The sequence below is a fragment of the Gilvimarinus agarilyticus genome (assembly GCF_000832015.1).
GTDB classification, from domain to species: domain Bacteria; phylum Pseudomonadota; class Gammaproteobacteria; order Pseudomonadales; family Cellvibrionaceae; genus Gilvimarinus; species Gilvimarinus agarilyticus.
Genome location: NZ_JXCJ01000001.1, coordinates 2,350,727 through 2,369,668 on the forward strand (window position 1 = coordinate 2,350,727; position 18,942 = coordinate 2,369,668).

An 18,942-nucleotide genomic window follows, 5' to 3' on the forward strand; every position below is an offset into this window, starting at 1 on the left:
GTAACAGGCATAGCAAAGGTAAAGGTATGAATCACACAGTAGAGAAAATCGGTGGCACCTCCATGAGCGAGTACGCGGCGGTGCGCGATAACGTCATTCTTAAAGGGAACAACAGTAACGACATATACAATCGGGTGTTCGTTGTCTCTGCCTACGGCGGCATGACCGACTTACTGTTAGAAAACAAAAGCAACGGAAAGCCAGGTGTGTATGGCTTGTTTGCCAACACCAGCAACGATGACGAGTGGCATGAGGCCTTTGAAACTCTGCGCGAAAAAATGTTTGCTATTAACCTCTCGCTGTTTGGTGAGACTGAGCTTGGGCGTCAGGCGGATGAGTTTATCTCTCAGCGTTTGAGCGATGCCGAACGGGTGCTTACGGATCTACAGCGCTTGTGTCAGCATGGGCACTTTGAGCTGCAGGCGCACCTGTTTACAGTACGCGAGATGTTGGCCAGTATTGGTGAGGCGCACAGCGCCTGGAATATGGCGCACTTGTTGAAACGCGATGGTATTAACGCCCGCTTTGTCGATTTGTCCGGCTGGCAAGCCGAGGGCGCTGAGACACTCGATAACATGATCAGCCAGGCATTCGCCGGGGTCGATTATGCCACCGAGCTGCCTATCGCAACGGGTTATACCCACTGTGATAACGGCCTTATGGCGAGCTTTGATCGCGGCTACAGTGAAATGACCTTTAGCCGTATCGCCGTGATCACCGGCGCCCGTGAAGCTATTATCCACAAAGAGTATCACCTGAGCAGTGCGGACCCTCGTTTAGTGGGTGCCGACAAGGTGGTGCCTATTGGCCGAACCAATTACGATGTGGCTGATCAGTTGGCCAATTTGGGGATGGAGGCTATTCACCCTCGTGCGGCGAAAGGGCTGCGGCAGGCAGACATTCCGCTGCGGGTGATGAACACCTTTGAGCCGGAGCACTCGGGCACCCTGATTACTGGCGATTATGTCAGCGATACCCCCCGAGTAGAGATTATCGCCGGTCGTCGTCGGGTATACTCTATCGAGCTGTTCGATCAAGACATGATGGGTAATATCGATACCTATGATTCGGCTATACTAAAAACCATTGCGCGCTATAAGGCGCATGTGGTGAGCAAAGATATTAACGCCAACACCATTACTCACTACGTTGGCGCGAACCTTAAAACCGTTAACCGTATCCGTCGGGTGCTGGAAGAGACCTACCCGGATGCCGAAATCAACACGCGCAAGGTCGCGGTGGTATCGGCTATCGGTAGTGATATGAAGGTTCCGGGTATGCTTGCAAAAACCGTTTCAGCGCTGAGCGAGGTGAATATCAGTATTCTCGCCATGCACCAATCGATCCGGCAGGTGGATATGCAGTTTATTCTGGATGAAGACGACTATGATTTGGCTGTACAAAGCCTGCATCGTTGCTTGATTGAAGTACACAATCACGGGGACGCTATATGCGCAGCCTAGCAAGCGGTGTTTTAGCACTGCTGTTGATGACCGCTATTGGAGTTTGGGCTGATGAGCCTGCCAATAGCGCTAGCGATGGGGCCCAAGTGGCCCCATCGTCGGTTACAGACCCCGAGGTAGAGCGACAGTTGCGCGATACCGTCGAGAACCTTGATGAGGCTTTGTATAGCCCGTTTATTGAGCGCTATATGCTCGATGAGCTCAAAGCGTTACGTACCGAAATGGCTGCCCAGCGCATTGAGCTTACCGAAAAATTAGTGGATCGCCACGTCGAGTCTATCGATCGCGGCGTTAGCTACGCGACCAACACCATTACCTACTTCTTTTATCTGATTGCCGGGGTCAGCTCAATTCTGGTGTTGGTAGGGTGGACCTCTGTGCGCGATATTAAAGAGCGTATGAACAAAATTGCGGACGAGGAAGTCGGCAAGCTGGTGACAACCTACGAAAAGCGCTTGCGGGTAATTGAGCATCAGTTAACGCAAAAAACCCAGCACATTGACGCTAACCGCGAAGAAATTGAGCGCACCCAAGAGCTTCATTCTCTTTGGCTTAAAGCCGCGCAAGAGACGCTATCCGCCAATAAGATCGCCATTTACGATCAAATTCTGGAGATGCGGCCGGATGATTGCGAGGCCCTGACGTACAAAGCCGACGAGGTGCTCGAGTTGGGTGAGGTGCAGTGGGCTATTAACTTGTGTCAACACGCTCTTACCATCGATCCCGACAATGCCCACGCGTTTTATCAGCTTGCCTGTGCCAAGACCATGCTGGGTAACTACGATCAGGCGATTCACTACCTGCGGGAAACCTTAGAACGTGCGGACAGCTATCGACAAACGGTCATGGAAGACCCGGCGTTAGAGCCGCTGTATCAGCTGGACGATTTTAAAGCGCTCATATCCAGTTAAGTTTGCCACTCCGTCGGCCAATAATAATTATTAAGTCCGGCGGCGTGATGTCACCCGCCTCAGAGCGCGCTGGTTTGCTAACGTTTGGATTTAACGTGTTGCCTCTTATATAACGCCTATGCACGGTCCGGTTGGTTGAGGGCGTCGGTTGTGCTGCCGCGATCTTCTCAACATTGCCATTTATTGTACGAGTTATCTCTACCGTGTAAGACCTACAATGGTGAATGGGTGCGGTAAATTACTATTCACTTAAACCTTGGTCTTTTTAGCGGGTTTTGCTGCATTTTATGGCAGATATTTCAGTGTTGCCCAAAATTGACGCGTAAGTTCGTACTGGCAAGCAAATTGCTCTTGTCAGGTTTCTGGTTGTTATTCGATTTACCTTTTACCCAGGAATGAACTATGAGTGAAGCGTCGCATTCTATTGGCGAGCACCGAGCGCTGCCTAATTTGCCGTTGGTAAAACGGATTTTTTACGGTACCTTGTTTTTTACTTGTTTGGCGCTTACGGGGGTGTCGCTACCAAGCGATGCACAACCTGCTCCAGCACCCGCCAGCACCGCCGATGTTGTGTTTGCCACTGTTAAAGAGCGCGCCAGGTCGCTCGCGGCGAAAGCGTATCAAGCCCCGGATCATGACGTGCCCGAGGCTCTGGCAAACATGAACTACGAGCAGTACCGCTCGATTCATTTTCGTCGCGAGGCGGGCCTTTGGCAGCACGACTCGTTATTCGAAGTGCAATTCTTTCACCCGGGCTTTTTCTACAACGAGCCGGTTACCATCACAACTGTTGATAAATCCGGTAGCAACGCCAGAGTACCGTTTAAATCCGACTATTTTCGCTACGGCGACCAAGCTAAGCCCGTTGCCGAGCACGTAACGGAGGATCTGGGCTTTGCAGGCTTTCGCGTACACTACCCACTGAACGAGGCTGACCGTAAAAGTGAGTTTGTGGTGTTTCAGGGCGCGACCTATTTTAGGCTGGTCGGGCCGGGTCAGGTGTATGGTTTATCCGCTCGAGGTTTGGCGGTTGATACCGCTGAAGGCAGTGGTGAAGAGTTTCCCGTGTTCCGCGACTTTTGGTTATTACAGCCCGATCAGGAGCAAACCCACATGACGGTTATCGCGTTGATGGACAGCCCCTCTATCAGTGGTGCGTATCGGTTTACACTAGCCCCAGGTGCGCCTACTGTGGTTGATGTCGATGCCGCGCTTTACCCGCGCACAGACATTAATAAAGTCGGTGTGGCGCCACTGACCAGTATGTTTCACCACGGCGAAAACAGCCCGAACTACGTGGATGATATACGCCCAGAAATTCACGACTCGGACGGTTTGTTGTTGCATAGCTCGCAGGATCAGTGGATTTGGCGGCCGCTTAACAACCCTAAATCACTGCGGGTTTCCTCGCTGCAAGACAATAACCCTAAAGGCTTTGGGTTGTTGCAGCGCGACCGAGAATTTACCAGTTATCTTGATGCCGAGGCGCACTACTCAGAGCGCCCTAGTTTGTGGGTAGCGCCGAAAGGCGAGTGGGGCGAGGGTAGAGTGGAGTTAGTCGAGATACCGACTAACTCGGAGACCAATGACAACATCGTTGCCTATTGGGTGCCTAAAACACCTTTACAGCCGAAACAGGAACATTTGTTCTCGTATCGCTTGCGCACCTTTGAAGCGCGTCTACCGAGTCAAAGCCTGGCGCAAGTCGAGCGAACCCGCACTGGCTGGGCCGCGATACCAGGCCAAGACGATGGCCCGCCACGTTCGCATCGCAAATTTGCCATCGATTTTAGCGGCGGCGAGCTTACCAATATTTCCACTGAAGCCGAGCTGCAAGCCAAAGTGAATGCTACCGGCGGCGAGATTACCCATGTGGTCGTAGAGCCATTGCCCGAAGCCGGGACATGGCGCATTGCATTTACGTTAATACCCGAGGGCGAAGGACCTGCCGATATGCAGGTGTCGCTCACCATGCGTGATCAACAATTGAGTGAGGTGTGGAGCTATGTCTGGTACCCCGACACTATGCAGTAAAGCGATCAACAACTCAGAGGAGGCCTTTGTGCCAGATAACCGGGCAGAGATTAAACTATCGGGTATTTTAGCGCGCCGGGTACTATTTTTTACGTTGGTATTTCTATTAGGTGCGTTGGGCATCGGCATGATGTTTGAAATCCTGCGCTCTAACGGGGTGACCGTCCTGGAAATTAGCTTGCTGTTGTTATTTGGCATTACCTTTTTATGGATTGTGTTTGCTTTTACCAGTGGGGCCATAGGTTTTGTGTTGCAGCTGCTGCGCCTCGACCCTCTGACTTTGCAGCGCCAAACATCGGTGCCCAGCCCGGAGCCTGCGGTAAGCACACGCACGGCAGTAATTATGCCGGTGTACAACGAAGATACCGCCAGGGTTATCGCCGGTTTTGAAGTCAGCTTGCGATCTCTTGAGGCGACAGGGCAATTAGAGGCGTTCGACTTTTATTTGTTAAGTGACACTCAGGACCCCGAAATAGCCCGAGCCGAAGCTGGCGCCTGGCAGCAACTGTGCCAGCGGTTAGGGCCATTGGCTAGCCATGTTCACTACCGCCGACGGACGGATAATAGTGGCCGTAAAGTGGGTAATGTAAGTGACTTTTGCTGCCGCTGGGGTGACGCTTACGAGTCGATGATTGTGCTAGATGCCGATAGTGTAATGACCGGCGAGTGTATGCTCTCGTTGGTGCATGCCATAGAGCAAAACCCCACGGCGGCTCTGGTACAAACAGTGCCAATTCCTGTTCGCCAGGAAACCATGTTTGGCCGTTTTTTGCAGTTTGCGGCCGATTTGTACAGCCCCATGCTGGCAACCGGGTTGGCCTTTTGGCAAACCGATACCGCCAACTACTGGGGGCATAACGCCATTATCCGTATCGAACCATTCTTACAGCACTGTGGCTTGCCCGAGCTTAAAGGGCCTGGCCCCTTTGGTGGTGAAATACTCAGCCACGACTTTGTCGAGGCGGCCATGTTGCGTCGCGCGGGATGGAACGTCATTTTACTGGCCGATGCCCGAGGCAGTTTTGAAGAGGTGCCAAGCAACTTGCTGGACTATGCCACGCGAGATCGTCGATGGGTACAGGGTAATATGCAGCATTTAGCCTTGTTAACAGGCTCGCGTCTGCACGGAGTGAATCGCCTGCACTTTTTGCTCGGTGCGGTCGCTTACGCATCTTCTTTGCTCTGGTTGCTAATGCTTGCTCTGAGTACCATAGATGCCGTCGTACGTGCGCTGTCGAGCAATGTGTTTTTTACCTCTGGGTTTCAAATGTTCCCCAACTGGCCTATTGCTAAAACGGGTTTAATTTTTTCGCTGCTCAGTTTTACCGTCGCGCTCCTGATTTTGCCTAAAGTGTTTGGTGTGGTTATTGCGTTGTTGCAGCGGCGCGCTCAGTTTGGCGGCGCCTGGCGGCTAACCGTTGGGGCCATTATCGAGACGCTGTTTGCGATATTGATTGCGCCTTTAATGATGGTATTCCACGCCTATTTTGTGGTGTCAGTGCTGATCGGACATAAAGTAAGTTGGAATGCTCAGGGCCGGGAGGGGCGAATGGTGCCCTGGGGCGAGGCGTTCTCGCATACGTTTCCTGCCACGTTTGTGGCAATTTTGTGGGGCGCGCTGACCTACGTTCTTACACCGGTGTTTTTCTGGTGGATGACACCGGTGCTGGCAGGCCTTGTGCTGGCGGCCCCGATAGTCCGCTACAGCAGTAGTTTAGCTTTGGGTTTATGGTTGCGTGACCTGGGTATTTTTATTGCCCCCTCAGAGGCAGAAGAGCCACCCGTTTTGGCCGCGCTGTCCGTGAGTCTACAAGCTAACGGTACGGACTACCCCAGCGTACCAGAACCTGCTACTCCACCTTCACGCTGGCGCGATATGCCGATCCAAAGCTTTGCAAAATAGCGTTGTAAGGGACACGAAAAAAAGAGGCCACCGTTAGGTGGCCTCTTTTTAATTGCCTGCACTAAACCGTTAGCTGGGGTATAAGGGCGCGAGGTTTGTGCCCTGTGCATCGCGCTTTCTAACCCTTTGTTTTTGAATAAGTGGCAATAGCTTGCCTGGGTCAAACTCAGGGCCGTCCGGGCGGTAAATGGCCTGATCTAACTGCCGCAATTGTTGCAAAAGCTCGGCACGCTCTTCGTTATTGGCTAACTGGGCAATTTGTTCCAGTCGCGCGATAGGCCGCTGATAGTGGTGTTCCGCCCAGTGTAACAGTGCCAATCTTAGTGCGGGTAAATTGTGCTTAGCGGCTTCTTTTTTTACTGAGCGCCAGTCTCCATGGTCCGCTTTGTTGGTGGGTTTTGGTTGGGCGGTGTGACGCCTTTTACGGGCGCCTAAGTACAGAGCGGTCATCAGTATAAGTAATACCAGGGTGATGCCTTGAGTAACCAGTAGCCAGCGTGGAGCGCCGCCGAGGGTATTGCCACTAGAGGAGGCCGCTAAACCGTTTGTAGTGGGCAACTCAGGGGCTGTAGCGGGCGCTGGAGAACTCCCGCCCACGGGCATGGTGGTGTTCGTCTGCACAGCGGGCAGGCGCGCTGTTTCAAACTCTCCGGTTGTGGTGTTAAACCATTTTAATTCCACAGGCGGCAGCGTTTTTCGGCCCGCAGTGCTTGGCACCATGGCAATGGTGTCGGTGCGTTCGCTGGTGATCCCCGAGTTAGTGCGACGCTCTTGTGTTTGCGGTTTGTCGGCGTACGTACTAAAGCCTTCGACGTCAGCGGGCGTAACAGGTGGCAGTTGGCTTGGGTGAAGCCCTTCGGCCGTCAAGGTGATACTGCGGGTAATCGGCTCACCGGCCGTAAGAGACTCTGAGTCGTGGCTAAAGTGTTGAGCCAATTTAATGTCACTGGCCGGTAGCCAGGGTCCGCTGCCATTGGCTGCCGGTATTGGCTTTACCTCTAGCGTTACGGGAGAGCTGCGCCCACGTCGGACGTCACCACCGCCAAAACTGAGCATTGAGCGGCGATTAGCACGTAAGCGCACGGCGTAATCGACTGCCGGGATACTAAGCGTACCGCTTTTTTGCGGGTAGAGTGCAAATGTTAGCTCGTAAACCGCATAGGGTGTGCCGGACACCTCGGTAACATATTTGTCTTCGGTGATGGCTTCCACTAAGGCGTCATCGAGAGTGAAATCGGATATTTCCTGGGCGTCAAAATTATTGCGCGAATAGATTCTGGCCTTGAGTAGCACTTGCTCCTGGACATAGACGCTGGACTTATCTGGTTCGATTGTCATAAACAATTCAGAGCCGGCAGCGGCGGGGTTGTCGGGCGCTTCATTCACTGAGATGGAAATGGACTCGGATTGTGCTCCCGCCACCCGGATGCTGGGCACCACGAGTTGCCCCAGCCGCTTTGGTGCTAGCGTTAGGGTCCACTCGTAAAAGGCGTCGTGCTTGCCATTAATATTAGTGGATTTCTGGGTGCGGTAACTGGATAGGATTTCAAAATCATTTTGCACCGGTGAGAAGTCTGGTTCGGAGTTGTGGTTACCGCCGCGCAAGCGAAACGTGACACTCAGCTGGTCATTGATACTGATTTCGGTGCGATTGGATTGTGCGCTGAAAGTTGCACTTAATGCCTGGCTCGATACGCCGAGGCAGCTCAGAGATACCGCCAATACGGCCAGCCATCGCCAAATTCTAGCGCTTGAGATAAATACCAGTGGGTGTGTGTGGGTACTTCTAATCATTGCGTATCACCAGCGTTGTTCTGAATTGCCAAAAGTGTTGAGTTTTTTCTCTTGTCGCTCTTGGCGCTGTTGGTTGTACTCGTAGCGAAACTTATTGCGCAGTAAGCCCGACGGGTCGTCGGGTATTTGCCGCAGCCATTGCTCCGTCGCCTGTCTGGCCTCTTGCTCTTCTGGCGTTAAGGGTTCGGGTTGCGCCTCTAGCGCCTGCATTTCAGATTCCTGATCGTTTTCTCCCTTACCGGACGAGCTGGACGAGGCTTGGCCTTCCTCTGTTTGCTCTTGGGCGGCCGCACTGGAGGATGACTGACCTTGCGCTTGGTCGTCTTGCTCCGGCGAACCGCTGTCGCTAGAGGCCACCGCTGAGTTCTGTTGCTCTGACTGCCCATTTTGATTTTGTGGGTTCTGCGACTCGTTGCCCGCCGAAGAACTCGCGCTTGAGGTTTGCTCCGACTGATTGCTGTCGCCTTCCGAGTTTTCCTGATTTTCTGGGTTTTCTTGCTGGTCTTGTTGGCTTTGATCTCCCTCAGAGGAGTTCTCACCCGACTGATTTTGCTCCTGCTGGTTTTGTTGCTCTTGCTGCTGTTCTTTTAGCGCCTCAACGAGTGCTTTATTGTCTTTGGCATCCTGCAGGGTCGGGTCAACACCAAGAGCGCTATCATAGGCTTTTATGGCGTCATCCAAATTCCCCGCACGGGCTAAGGCATTGCCACGGTTATAGTGGGCGAGGGCACTGTCGCTTTGGGCAAAGCTGTTTGCGGCGGCCTCAAAGTTACCCGCTTTATACTGCGCAGTACCTTTCCAAAGCGGGTTGTCGAATTCTGACGCGGCACTCTCGGCGTCACCGGCCTCAAGAGCTTTGGCGCCGCGCTGATCGGGCGTTAAAAACGCCTTATCGAGCGCGGATGCTTGTAATTCGTTCGAGTGCAAGCTAAGTATTGGCAGCAACAACACAGCCACGATTAAGCCTCTCCTAAAACACAATAGCAAAACCGGTAGCAGTAAAAGCACCAGTAGGGGGCCACGGTCGAGCCATTGGTCCATTGTTTGATTAACGTTGTCTCTTTCTTTAATACCGTCAAATCGCGTGTTATCAGGGTTAAGGTATTCGATATCTTGTTGGTCCAGGGTGTTAGTGATGTAGCGACCATCGTTTTGCTGCGCTAATTTTTGTAGCCGAGCACTGCCCAAACGCGCAATCACCACATCATTGTTGGCGTCGCGCACAAAACCACCGCGGCCAGACGGGATTGGCGCTCCGGCATCAGTGCCCACACCCAATATCAATAACTGAATACCGCTATTGTGTAATGTTTGATTGATGTTGTCGGCTGCCAACTCGGTGACTTCATCGGTTACCAGTAAAATGTTCCCGCTTGCATAACCGGCGTCGTTAAACATTTGTAGTGCGCGTTCAACAGCAGCTTCAGGCCGGCTGCCAGGCACAGGCATAATGGCAGGTGTCAGGGTTGGAAGTAGGCTGGTAATGGTGCGGGTGTCATCGGTTAACGGCGTTACCAAGTGTGCGTCATCACCATACACAATTAGCGCTGTTTCTCCTTCGTCACGCACCTTGAGCAGTTCGGCGACTTTAAGCCGCGCGCGCACCAAACGGCTGGGTTTAACATCCTCGGCCACCATTGATGGCGATAAATCGAGCGCGATGATTAGCGCGTTGGCTTGACGATGTACCGGCGAACTCTGACGCTCCCAAGCGGGCCCGGCAAGGGCCAGGCACGCAATCGACATGGCCACCGAAATGGCAACAAGCCCCATGCGCGAGCGGCGCTTACTGGCACCGTCTATCAAATGTACCAGTAGCTCGGGAGCAATGAGTTGTTGCCAGCGCGAATGATTGGCACGGGTGTACCACAGGGCAACCACGAAGATGACCACCGGAATTAACAGTAGCAGCGCCCATGGGCGTAGAAAGTGAAAGTCGGCTAACCAGCTCATCCGTTTACCCCCTGTGCTTGTGTTTGAACACGCTCAGTGCGGCGGGTTATCGGTATAAATGTTAAGGCAAGTAAAAGAGCCAGAGCCAACGCAAAGCCTAGAGGCCAATAAAACAGTCGTTTGCTGGGGCGTACTTTTAGTTCATCCAGCTCGATTGGTTCGAGGGTGTCTAAACGCTTGTGAATCAATTCTAACTCTTCGGTGGTGCGGGCACGAAAGTATTGCCCACCACTGAGCTCGGCGATTTCCTGGAGTGCTTTTTCGTCTAGGTCCCGGGAAGGGTTGTAACGCCTCGGGCCGAAAGCGGTTTGTACAATTTGCTCGTCGGCACCAAAGCCGATTGTGTAAATCTTAACGCCCATGTCTCGGGCCTTTTGTGCGGCCTCTAGTGGTTCGGTTTGGCCAGCGGTATTGGCGCCATCGCTCAGCAAGATAATACGACGGCTGCCTTCAGGGCGATCTTTTAAGCGTTTTATCGCCAGTCCAAGCGCGTCACCAATCGCCGTTGCCGAGCCGGCGAAACCAATTTGTGATTCTTGCAACAGCTGGTTTACGGTGGCTGTATCATAGGTTAGAGGCGCTTGTAGGTAAGCTTGGTCGGCAAACAAAATTAAGCCTAAGCGATCCCCCTGACGTTGCTCCGCAAAGTCACCAATGACCGCTTTAACCGCGTCCAGCCGGTTATAGCTGCGGTTTTGAAACTGCATGCTGGTAACGCCGGGCGGCAACATGTCTTTTTCATCCATACTTTTGGATATATCTACCGCCAGCATTAAATCCCGCCCGGTGTAGGGCAGGGATTTTGCTTCACCCAACCATTTGGGGTCGGCAGCGGCAATGACACAGAGTGTCCAAATTAACCACAGCAGTAAAAAATGAAAGCGGTTGCTGCCGCGTGCCTGATGGGCAAGGTTGAGCTCGCTTACCTGATCAAAAAACGGCACTTGCAGGGCGGCCTCTTGTTGCTGGCGCGCCGGCAACAACCGTATCAATAACGGGGCGGGTAGTAGGGCTAATAACCAGAGCCAGCCAAACTCAAACATTGCCGCGCTCCTGTGGTGTTGAATCCTTAACGCTGTTGCGGCTTGAGTTGGCCGCCGACTTTTGCTGTTTAACCCAGCGCAGCGCAAGGCTTAACAGTGCTGGTTGTTCAAGCTCTGGGTTAGCTTGATAGGCTGCTTCTCCCAGCGCCTGGCCTGCTCCCTCGCGAAATTCATCAGCGTTTTTGCTAAACGTTTGATCGAGGTATTCGAGCCACGCACGCCCGGTTAAGTGGCCGGGGTTACGCCTTTTATCACTCTGAATGGCTACGCGTTTGAGAATCGCGTTTATTTGCTCAACAAACTGGCTGTTGTTTAGCTGAGCGCTACTTAATGTTTTTAACTCGGTGGCGGCTTGTACTCGATAGCGACGTGCGTTTTGGCGTTTTCTTAGCCAGTAGGCCAATAGCCCTAACAGAATAATGCTCACGGCGATAACTGCCCACCAGCCAGGGGCAAGCGGCCACCACGAGACCGGCGCCGGTACGTGTATATCTTTTAACTGTGTTAGTGGATCGTTCGGATTCATAGTTATTGCTTGCGCTGGCGGGTTGTTTGTCGCCGCTGGCGGCCAAAGCGTTGGCGAAGTTGTTCGACGGGATCATCCTGTGTGCTTATGTCTAGCACTTCCAGGCCAAGGCGTTGTGTGATTTGATCGAGTCGCTGTTGGCGCCGTTCACTAAGGGCGCGATACTGCCGTTGAAATTGTCGGTCGCCCACAGGCAGCTGTTGGCGCTCGTGGCCGTTGGTGACGGTTAAGCGGCCCGCACCACTAATGGCGCTCTCGAGTGGGTCGGTGGTGCGGATTAAGGTGATATCCAGGTGCCGGTGTAAATGAAACAGCTGTTTCTCGGCTTCAGCATCCAAATCGTGTAAGTCACTTACAATAAACAGGGCCGATCCAGGTTTCGCAATGCGCCGTGTGTCTTTTAGCATTTGCGCCAAGCTCAGAGGGCCGTCTCCGATAGGGCTGTTGAGTTTATGGTTAAAACTTTGCAACAGTTGTAGCGCGGCCAGCACGTTGTGCTTGCTACGCTTGGGGCGCAAATCGCGAAACTCATTGCGGTTAAAGACCAAGGCGCCTAAACGGTCGCCGCCTTCGAGAGCAGCCCAACTTAACAGTGCGCTGATATGGCAGGCGAGCACCGATTTAAAACAGTTAACGCTGCCAAAGAACATGCCCGGGCGCTGATCGCACAGGATGTAAACAGGCCGTTCACGCTCTTCACTGTAAAGTTTGGTGTGCGGCACCTGCGTGCGCGCGGTTACGCGCCAGTCGATTGCGCGGATATCGTCACCGGCCTGATATAGGCGCACTTCCTCAAAGTCGACACCACGGCCGCGAAACCGGGTGCGCAAGCGGCCGCTTTGCATGCTTTTGGCCGTTCGGCGGGCAAATAGGTTTAGCTCGCGGGCGCTAAAGCGATCGCGCAGTAAGCTCGCCATATCGCAATAGGCACCGCCGGTGTGTTGCTCTTTTGGCGCAGTCATTATCACACCTTATGCCACCGGCACGCAGGCAAGTAATTGGTCGATGACATCGTTGGCGGTAGTGCCGGCGGCCTCAGCTTCAAAGCTTAAAATTAAGCGGTGGCGCAAACAGTCGTGAATCACGGCGGCGACGTCGTCGGGGCTGACATAATCTTTGCCGGCGAGCCAAGCATGGGCACGGGCGCAGCGCTCCAGCGCGATGGTGCCGCGGGGGCTGGCGCCATACTCGAGTTGATCGGCCAGCGCCTCGCTGTAATCGGCGGGGCGGCGGGTGGCATTAATAAGCTGGACGATGTATTCCTCTACCGAATCGGCCATATGCAGACCTAAAATGTCCCGGCGCGCCTGTAGCAATGTTTCTTGCGTAATGGGCGTTGGCGGTGTGGCGGCACTGGCGGTTGCTTCGGCGCGGATAATCGCCAAAATTTTTCGCTCGGCAGCGATATCCGGGTAATCGACATTCACATGGAGTAAAAAGCGGTCGAGCTGGGCCTCTGGTAGCGGGTAGGTGCCTTCTTGCTCGATGGGGTTTTGCGTCGCCATTACCATAAACAGCGGGGGTAGCGGGTAGGTTTTGTTGCCTACACTGACCTGGCGCTCGGCCATAGCCTCCAGCAGTGCCGACTGCACTTTGGCCGGCGCGCGGTTGATTTCATCGGCCAGTACCAGATTATGAAAAATAGGTCCCGCCTGAAACTCAAAGCTGCCGTGCTCGGGGCGGTAGATGTCGGTACCCGTGACATCGGCAGGCAGCAGGTCGGGGGTAAACTGGATGCGATTAAAGTCGCCTTCTATGGCATCGGCCAAGGTTTTAATCGCCTTGGTTTTTGCCAGACCAGGTGCGCCCTCTACCAGCAGATGCCCATCGGCAAGCAGCGCGATTAGAAGGCGTTGTACCAGGTGGGGCTGACCCACAATTTGATCGTTAAGCCAGTGCGTTAGCGCTTCGATGTGTTCTTGTGGCTGCATGAGACGAAACCTTCATTTAAAAATACCACTGTGCGTAACCCTTTAGCTCGTTATCGCTCGCTGGTATTGGTTATTGCGTTTATTGAACGTTTGGGCCGGCGCCTAGCATAGCGGCATCCGCTCGTTACACAAAGCCTTGCTTGCCGCTCTGGCAAGAGCTGCCGTTAATTGTAACGCTGGGGGCGGTTGCTATGGCGCTCAAATCAAATATCAGGCCGTAGACTGACAAATGTGGCGTCAGTTCCTTAAAAATCAAGGTGTTCGACGGTTTATTGTTGCCGGTGTTGCACCTTGAAAGGCATTAGTCATAATTCTTATCGGTTCGTTAGCTATTTTATACATCTTAGCCTCGGCTTTGCTAAGGTAAGAGCACGAGTAGCCCAAACACAGGAGTATCAGCGCGATGAGTAACGTGGACGTTTTTTCCAGTGCCGATGAGAGAGCCGCGCAAGAGGTTGTTAAGCAGGTCGCCGCTAAGGCTGAAGCGGGGCAAAAGCAGGCGTGTGAAAACTGGTGTTGGTTGTTTTTTAGGCACTTTGCCAGCGCAGACTTTGATGGTCGTGCTTTGGAGGATGTGGTTGCGTTACTGATTTGCATGTGGGATCAAATTAAAGAGGTTCACAGCTTCCCTGGCATACACTTGTTTAACCCCGAGCGTGCCAGTCACGGCTTTACCAGCACTCATACGATACTATTGGTGCATCAGCGCGACATGCCATTTTTAGTCGACTCGGTGCGCTTAGAGCTAACGGCCCGCAACATCCCCATTTACAGCGTTAAGAGTACGCCTTTTGCTGCCTTAAGAGACCGCGAGACGCTGCAAAATGCAGAGCCGTTAAGCAATCAGGACGCGCCCGCCGAGGCCTTGTTGTATTTTGAGATTGGCACGATTACCGATACCGCGTTGTTGCGCGAATTAGAGGGCGCGCTGACGGAGGTGCTGGGCCAAGTGGTACAGGTTGTTGGAGACTTCCAGAAGTTAAAAGCCTGCGCACAGCAAGTAGCGGATGAGCTCGAGCCGGTGCGCGACACTAAACAATTACACGGCGTGGACGGCGCGCAAGAGTTTTTACGCTGGTTGATGGCTGATCATTTTACGTTTTTGGGATATGCCGAGTTCGACAAAGTAGAGCGCAATGGTGTTGAGGTGCTGCAGGAAAACACCGCACGGCGATTGGGCCTGTTTGATGATGGCCGCCCGCGTAAGATCAAAACGTTTGATGGCTCAAGCCCCGGCATTGAGCGATTTTATCTTTCACCGGCGGTTATGGCGTTTAGTAAGTCGCCCGAGCTTAGCCGGGTGCACCGTCATGTATACCCAGATTACGTTGTGGTTAAACGGTTTTCTGCCGATGGCCAGGTGTGTGGTGAAGCTAGGTTTTTAGGTTTGTACACCTCCTCGGTGTACTACGATTCGCCGGAAAAAATCCCCTTGGTGAGAGACAAAATTGCCGAGTTACGTGAGCGCATCGGCTTGAACCCCTGGACCCACGAAGGCAAAGCTCTGGCGCAGGTTATTGCTACCTATCCGCGGGATGAGCTGTTTCAAGCCAGCACCGCGGAGCTGTACGATACCATTACCGGTATACTTGCCATCGGCGAGCGCTATCAGGTGCGTGTATTTGCAAGAGCCGACCGGTTTGGCAAATTTCTAAGTTGTTTGATCTACATACCCCGGGATTTATTTTCCAGTGGCGTGCGCGAGCGCATTCAAAACTATATCGCGCAAAAAATAAACGCCTGTGACCAGCAGTTTAATACCTATTTTTCTGAGTCGGTGCTGGCGCGGGTACATCTGGTGTTCCGCTTACCTAACGACAGCGACGTAAGTTTTAATTTGTCCGAGTTGGAGCAAGGCGTGGCCGCCGAAGTCAGATCCTGGGAGGACGACCTGTACCTCGCGCTTAACGAAGCTTACGGCGAGGAGCGCGGTTGGCAGTTACATCAAAAGTATCAGCACAGTTTTGGCCGTGGTTATCAGGAATACTACCGTGGGCGTGACGCGGTTAGCGATATTGCGGTTATCGAACAGCTCGTAAGCAAAGAGGAAGATTTAGCGGTACAGCTGTTTTCTGATGGCGATGCTGGCAGGCTGCGTTTTAAACTAATGCATCGCGGCAGCGCCGTGGCGCTCTCGGATATTATCCCGCTGATTGAAAACATGGGGCTGCGGGTTATCGCCGAGCACCCCTTTATGATTGAGCACACCTCGGGCACCCAGGTGTGGCTACATGACTTTACTATGCAAAGCCAAACTCAGGAAATCAGCTTTAGCCCCGCATTGGCGCAACGCTTTGAAGCGACAATTACCGCACTCTGGCACGGGCGTGCCGAAAATGACAGCTTTAACCGGTTGGTGGTGGATGCCGGCCTCGATTGGCAGCATGCTGACATGCTGCGCGCGTATGCAGCCTATTTACGCCAAACGTTGGTGAGCTATACCTTAGACTACACCGTCGATGCACTCGCGACGCACACCGATATTACCGCGCTGTTGTGCGAGTATTTTGCCATCAAGTTTAACCCAGACTGGAGCGCCGGTGAGGATTCTGCTCGCACTGGCCGCGAGGAGGCGTTGGCAGACATTGAAGCGTCTATCCTGACGGCGCTGGACGCGGTTGATAATCTCAACCAAGATCGGATTGTTCGTCACTATTTAAGTTTGCTGAAGGCGAGTGTTCGCTGCAATTTTTATCAATCAAGCCAGCGTGACTTTTTTGCCGTAAAAATTGCCTCGCGCGAGCTGGCCGATATCCCCGAGCCGAAACCGTTATTCGAGATATTTGTGTATGCCAAACGTTTTGAGGGGGTGCATTTACGCGGCGGTAAAATATCGCGCGGCGGTTTGCGTTGGTCCGATCGGCAACAGGATTACCGTACCGAGGTGCTGGGGCTGGTAAAAGCGCAACAGGTTAAAAATGCAGTTATTGTCCCCAGTGGAGCCAAAGGCGGCTTTGTTTGTAAACAGGCGAGCAAGCTTAACCGTGAAGAGTTTTTGGCAGAGGGTGTGGCCTGTTATCAGCAGTTTATTAACGCGTTGCTCGATTTGACCGACAACCTTAAAGACGACGCCGTTGTTACACCAGAGCAACTTGTTAAATACGATGAAGACGACCCTTATCTGGTGGTTGCTGCCGATAAAGGCACGGCCAGCTTCTCAGATAAAGCCAACGCCATTGCCGCCGAGCATAACTTTTGGTTGGGCGATGCCTTCGCCTCGGGCGGTAGTCACGGCTACGATCACAAAGCAATGGGCATTACCGCCAAGGGCGCCTGGGTTGCAGTGCAGCGGCATTTTAAAGAGCTGGGTATCGATGTGCAGACTACGCCTTTTAGTGCCATCGGCATTGGTGATATGGGTGGCGATGTATTTGGCAACGGCATGCTGTGCTCTAACCAAACAAAGTTATTGGCGGCGTTTAATCACCTGCATATTTTTATCGACCCCAATCCAGACCCACAAAAAAGCTTTGCCGAACGTGAACGGTTGTTTAATTTGCCGCGCAGCAGCTGGCAAGATTACCGCGAAGACTTAATCAGTAATGGTGGCGGTGTCTTTTCCCGTAGCGCTAAATCCATTGCGATTAGCGATGAAATGAAAGCCTGCTTTTCACTCAGCGCCGATAGCCTCACGCCCGATGAATTGATTCATCAATTACTGCAGGCGCCGGTTGATTTAATTTGGAACGGGGGTATTGGTACCTACGTCAAGGCTCAGCAGGAGTCTCACGCCGAAGTCGGTGACAAATCTTCTGATAACTTACGGGTGAACGGTAAACAGTTGCGTTGTAAGGTCTTTGCAGAAGGGGGCAATCTGGGGATGACGCAGCGTGGCCGGATTGAGTTTTGTGCCAACGGCGGCGCCTGTAATACCGACTTTATTGATAATTCGGCCGGGGTGGATTGCTCCGATCACGAAGTTAACATCAAAATATTGTTAGCCGATGTACTAAAGCGCGGCGAGCTTGAGCAAGAGCGCCGAGACCAGCTGTTGGAGTCCATGACCGATGCGGTGGCCGATAGTGTACTCACTCACAACTACCATCAAACACAGGCCATTAGCTTGGCCGAAGATGATGTGTTGTCGCGCGGCGCCGAATACCGGCGATTCATTAGTTTTTTAGAAAGCGAAGGCAAGCTCGATCGCAGCCTTGAATTTTTGCCCAGCGACGAAGAACTTATAGAGCGTCAGGGTAAAGAGCAGGGGTTAACCCGCCCAGAGCTTTCAGTGCTTATTTCTTACGCCAAAGTCGATCTGAAAGAGCAGCTCGCGAGCTCGGTGATTGTTGACGAGCCGGCGGTAAAGGTTTTGTGCGCTGAGGCTTTCCCCCAACAGTTACGCAGCTCGTACCCCGAGGCGATTGAGCGGCACCAATTGCGCCGCGAAATTATCGCCACCCAGCTGGCCAATGAGTTGGTCAATCGGCAGGGCTTTACCTTTGTTCAGCGTTTACGCGATGCTACCGGTGCTGACTCGGCACTGGTGGCCAGCGCTTACCGGGTGGCTCGGGAAATCGAGCAGGCCCCCGAGCGCTGGGCTGCACTTGAGGCGCTCGACTTTACCGTATCGGCGGATATTCAAACCGCGTTAATGCAGGAGCTAATGCGCCGGGTAAGACGCACTACTCGATGGTTTTTACGTAACCGCTCGGGCGAGCTGGAAATAAGCGCCGAGATAGACCGCTTTGCCAAGTCGGTCAGCACAGTTAGGGTGTCCGTGCTCAGCCTTTTACCTGAGGCGGCCGAAACCGCTTGGCGCGAGCGTATCGAACACTTTGCCGCTCAAGGGGTAGAGCTGTCGTTAGCTGAAGACGTCGTATCGCCTGGCTATCTGTATTCAGGGCTAGCGGTGGTGGAGGTGGCGCACCACTGCGAACGACCATTGGATGTAGTTACCGAGGTCTATATGGGATTGATCAGTGCGTTGCAGCTGGATGGCTTTGCCCGCCAACTCATCGGTATCCGCGTCGAAAATTATTGGCAGGCTTTGGCTCGCGAGGCCTATATGGATGATTTGGAGTCCGAATTGCGTCGTATTAGTGCCAGTGTCGTTTGTCATGTAGAGCAAGGGCAAGACGCGGCGAGTGAGGCGGTTAGTCGGTGGTGCGATTCTCATCGCACTGACATTGACCGATGGTTACAAATAGCCGGTCACGTGCGTGCTTCACAAGCGGCCGATTACGCCATGTTTGCGGTTGCGCTGCGCGAGCTAACGGGGTTAGCTCGATAGAAGGTTGGGCGGACGTTTGTTGTAAATCAGTGCTGGGCAAAGCCGGAAAGGATTTTGCTTAGTACTGTATAAGCCGAAGCACGTTTGCGCGTACGGCCCAACGGTAGGCTAGAGCCCAGCAAACAGCTAGCAGGTTTTTGTAGGTTTGGCTTCG

11 protein-coding genes are annotated in these 18,942 nt (G+C 53.2%); 5 read left to right on the forward strand and 6 right to left on the reverse strand.

Translation table 11 applies throughout. The features are described from left to right. Positions 1-26 precede the first annotated feature (26 nt). The 4 genes from SD69_RS10100 to mdoH all read left to right on the forward strand — a co-directional run bounded on the left by SD69_RS10100 (position 27) and on the right by mdoH (position 6,311). On the forward strand, positions 27-1,463 hold the full coding sequence (locus SD69_RS10100; RefSeq protein ID WP_041523128.1) for an aspartate kinase: 1,437 nt from the start codon (positions 27-29) through the stop codon (positions 1,461-1,463). After that, positions 1,451-2,374: a TPR end-of-group domain-containing protein gene (locus SD69_RS10105; RefSeq protein WP_041523129.1), complete on the forward strand. Its 924-nt coding sequence runs from the start codon at positions 1,451-1,453 to the stop codon at positions 2,372-2,374. The genes SD69_RS10100 and SD69_RS10105 overlap by 13 nt, the downstream gene beginning before the upstream one ends. 402 nt (positions 2,375-2,776) lie before the next feature. Further along, on the forward strand, positions 2,777-4,408 hold the full coding sequence (locus SD69_RS10110) for a glucan biosynthesis protein (protein WP_041523130.1): 1,632 nt from the start codon (positions 2,777-2,779) through the stop codon (positions 4,406-4,408). Continuing rightward, positions 4,380-6,311, forward strand: a complete 1,932-nt coding sequence (gene mdoH, locus SD69_RS10115; protein WP_084591542.1) for a glucans biosynthesis glucosyltransferase MdoH — start codon at positions 4,380-4,382, stop codon at positions 6,309-6,311. Before SD69_RS10110 ends, mdoH begins: the two co-directional genes overlap by 29 nt. A 69-nt stretch (positions 6,312-6,380) precedes the next feature. On the opposite strand, the gene SD69_RS10120 is transcribed toward mdoH, so the two are convergent. From SD69_RS10120 to SD69_RS10145, 6 genes are read right to left on the reverse strand one after another with little or no spacing between them, the layout of a single operon-like run. Further along, positions 6,381-8,105: a BatD family protein gene (locus SD69_RS10120; protein ID WP_041523131.1), complete on the reverse strand. Its 1,725-nt coding sequence runs from the start codon at positions 8,103-8,105 to the stop codon at positions 6,381-6,383. A gap of 6 nt (positions 8,106-8,111) precedes the next feature. Beyond that, positions 8,112-10,058 (reverse strand): VWA domain-containing protein, encoded by a 1,947-nt coding sequence (locus SD69_RS10125; RefSeq protein ID WP_052481049.1) that lies wholly within the window; start codon positions 10,056-10,058, stop codon positions 8,112-8,114. Further along, positions 10,055-11,101: a vWA domain-containing protein gene (locus SD69_RS10130; RefSeq protein ID WP_041523132.1), complete on the reverse strand. Its 1,047-nt coding sequence runs from the start codon at positions 11,099-11,101 to the stop codon at positions 10,055-10,057. The genes SD69_RS10125 and SD69_RS10130 overlap by 4 nt, the downstream gene beginning before the upstream one ends. Continuing rightward, positions 11,094-11,627 (reverse strand): DUF4381 domain-containing protein, encoded by a 534-nt coding sequence (locus SD69_RS10135; protein ID WP_052481050.1) that lies wholly within the window; start codon positions 11,625-11,627, stop codon positions 11,094-11,096. The genes SD69_RS10130 and SD69_RS10135 overlap by 8 nt, the downstream gene beginning before the upstream one ends. A 2-nt stretch (positions 11,628-11,629) precedes the next feature. Continuing rightward, positions 11,630-12,589 carry a DUF58 domain-containing protein gene (locus SD69_RS10140; RefSeq protein WP_041523133.1) on the reverse strand — a complete coding sequence of 320 codons (960 nt, stop codon included), beginning with the start codon at positions 12,587-12,589 and terminating at the stop codon, positions 11,630-11,632. Between the two features lie 9 nt (positions 12,590-12,598). Continuing rightward, positions 12,599-13,558, reverse strand: coding sequence for an AAA family ATPase (locus SD69_RS10145; protein ID WP_041523134.1), 960 nt, complete (start codon positions 13,556-13,558; stop codon positions 12,599-12,601). Between the two features lie 403 nt (positions 13,559-13,961). Here SD69_RS10145 and SD69_RS10150 point away from each other — a divergent pair, with 403 nt between their 5' ends. After that, positions 13,962-18,788: an NAD-glutamate dehydrogenase gene (locus SD69_RS10150; protein ID WP_052481051.1), complete on the forward strand. Its 4,827-nt coding sequence runs from the start codon at positions 13,962-13,964 to the stop codon at positions 18,786-18,788. Positions 18,789-18,942 lie beyond the last annotated feature (154 nt).

What these genes read in the sequence shown, in the direction of transcription:
- mdoH (WP_084591542.1), top strand. Translation starts at nt 4,380, where the DNA reads ATGTCTGGTACCCCGACACTATGCAGTAAAGCGATCAACAACTCAGAG.
- SD69_RS10135 (WP_052481050.1), bottom strand. Translation starts at nt 11,627, where the DNA reads ATGAATCCGAACGATCCACTAACACAGTTAAAAGATATACACGTACCG.
- SD69_RS10105 (WP_041523129.1), top strand. Translation starts at nt 1,451, where the DNA reads ATGCGCAGCCTAGCAAGCGGTGTTTTAGCACTGCTGTTGATGACCGCT.
- SD69_RS10145 (WP_041523134.1), bottom strand. Translation starts at nt 13,558, where the DNA reads ATGCAGCCACAAGAACACATCGAAGCGCTAACGCACTGGCTTAACGAT.
- SD69_RS10130 (WP_041523132.1), bottom strand. Translation starts at nt 11,101, where the DNA reads ATGTTTGAGTTTGGCTGGCTCTGGTTATTAGCCCTACTACCCGCCCCG.
- SD69_RS10150 (WP_052481051.1), top strand. Translation starts at nt 13,962, where the DNA reads ATGAGTAACGTGGACGTTTTTTCCAGTGCCGATGAGAGAGCCGCGCAA.
- SD69_RS10100 (WP_041523128.1), top strand. Translation starts at nt 27, where the DNA reads ATGAATCACACAGTAGAGAAAATCGGTGGCACCTCCATGAGCGAGTAC.
- SD69_RS10140 (WP_041523133.1), bottom strand. Translation starts at nt 12,589, where the DNA reads ATGACTGCGCCAAAAGAGCAACACACCGGCGGTGCCTATTGCGATATG.
- SD69_RS10125 (WP_052481049.1), bottom strand. Translation starts at nt 10,058, where the DNA reads ATGAGCTGGTTAGCCGACTTTCACTTTCTACGCCCATGGGCGCTGCTA.
- SD69_RS10120 (WP_041523131.1), bottom strand. Translation starts at nt 8,105, where the DNA reads ATGATTAGAAGTACCCACACACACCCACTGGTATTTATCTCAAGCGCT.
- SD69_RS10110 (WP_041523130.1), top strand. Translation starts at nt 2,777, where the DNA reads ATGAGTGAAGCGTCGCATTCTATTGGCGAGCACCGAGCGCTGCCTAAT.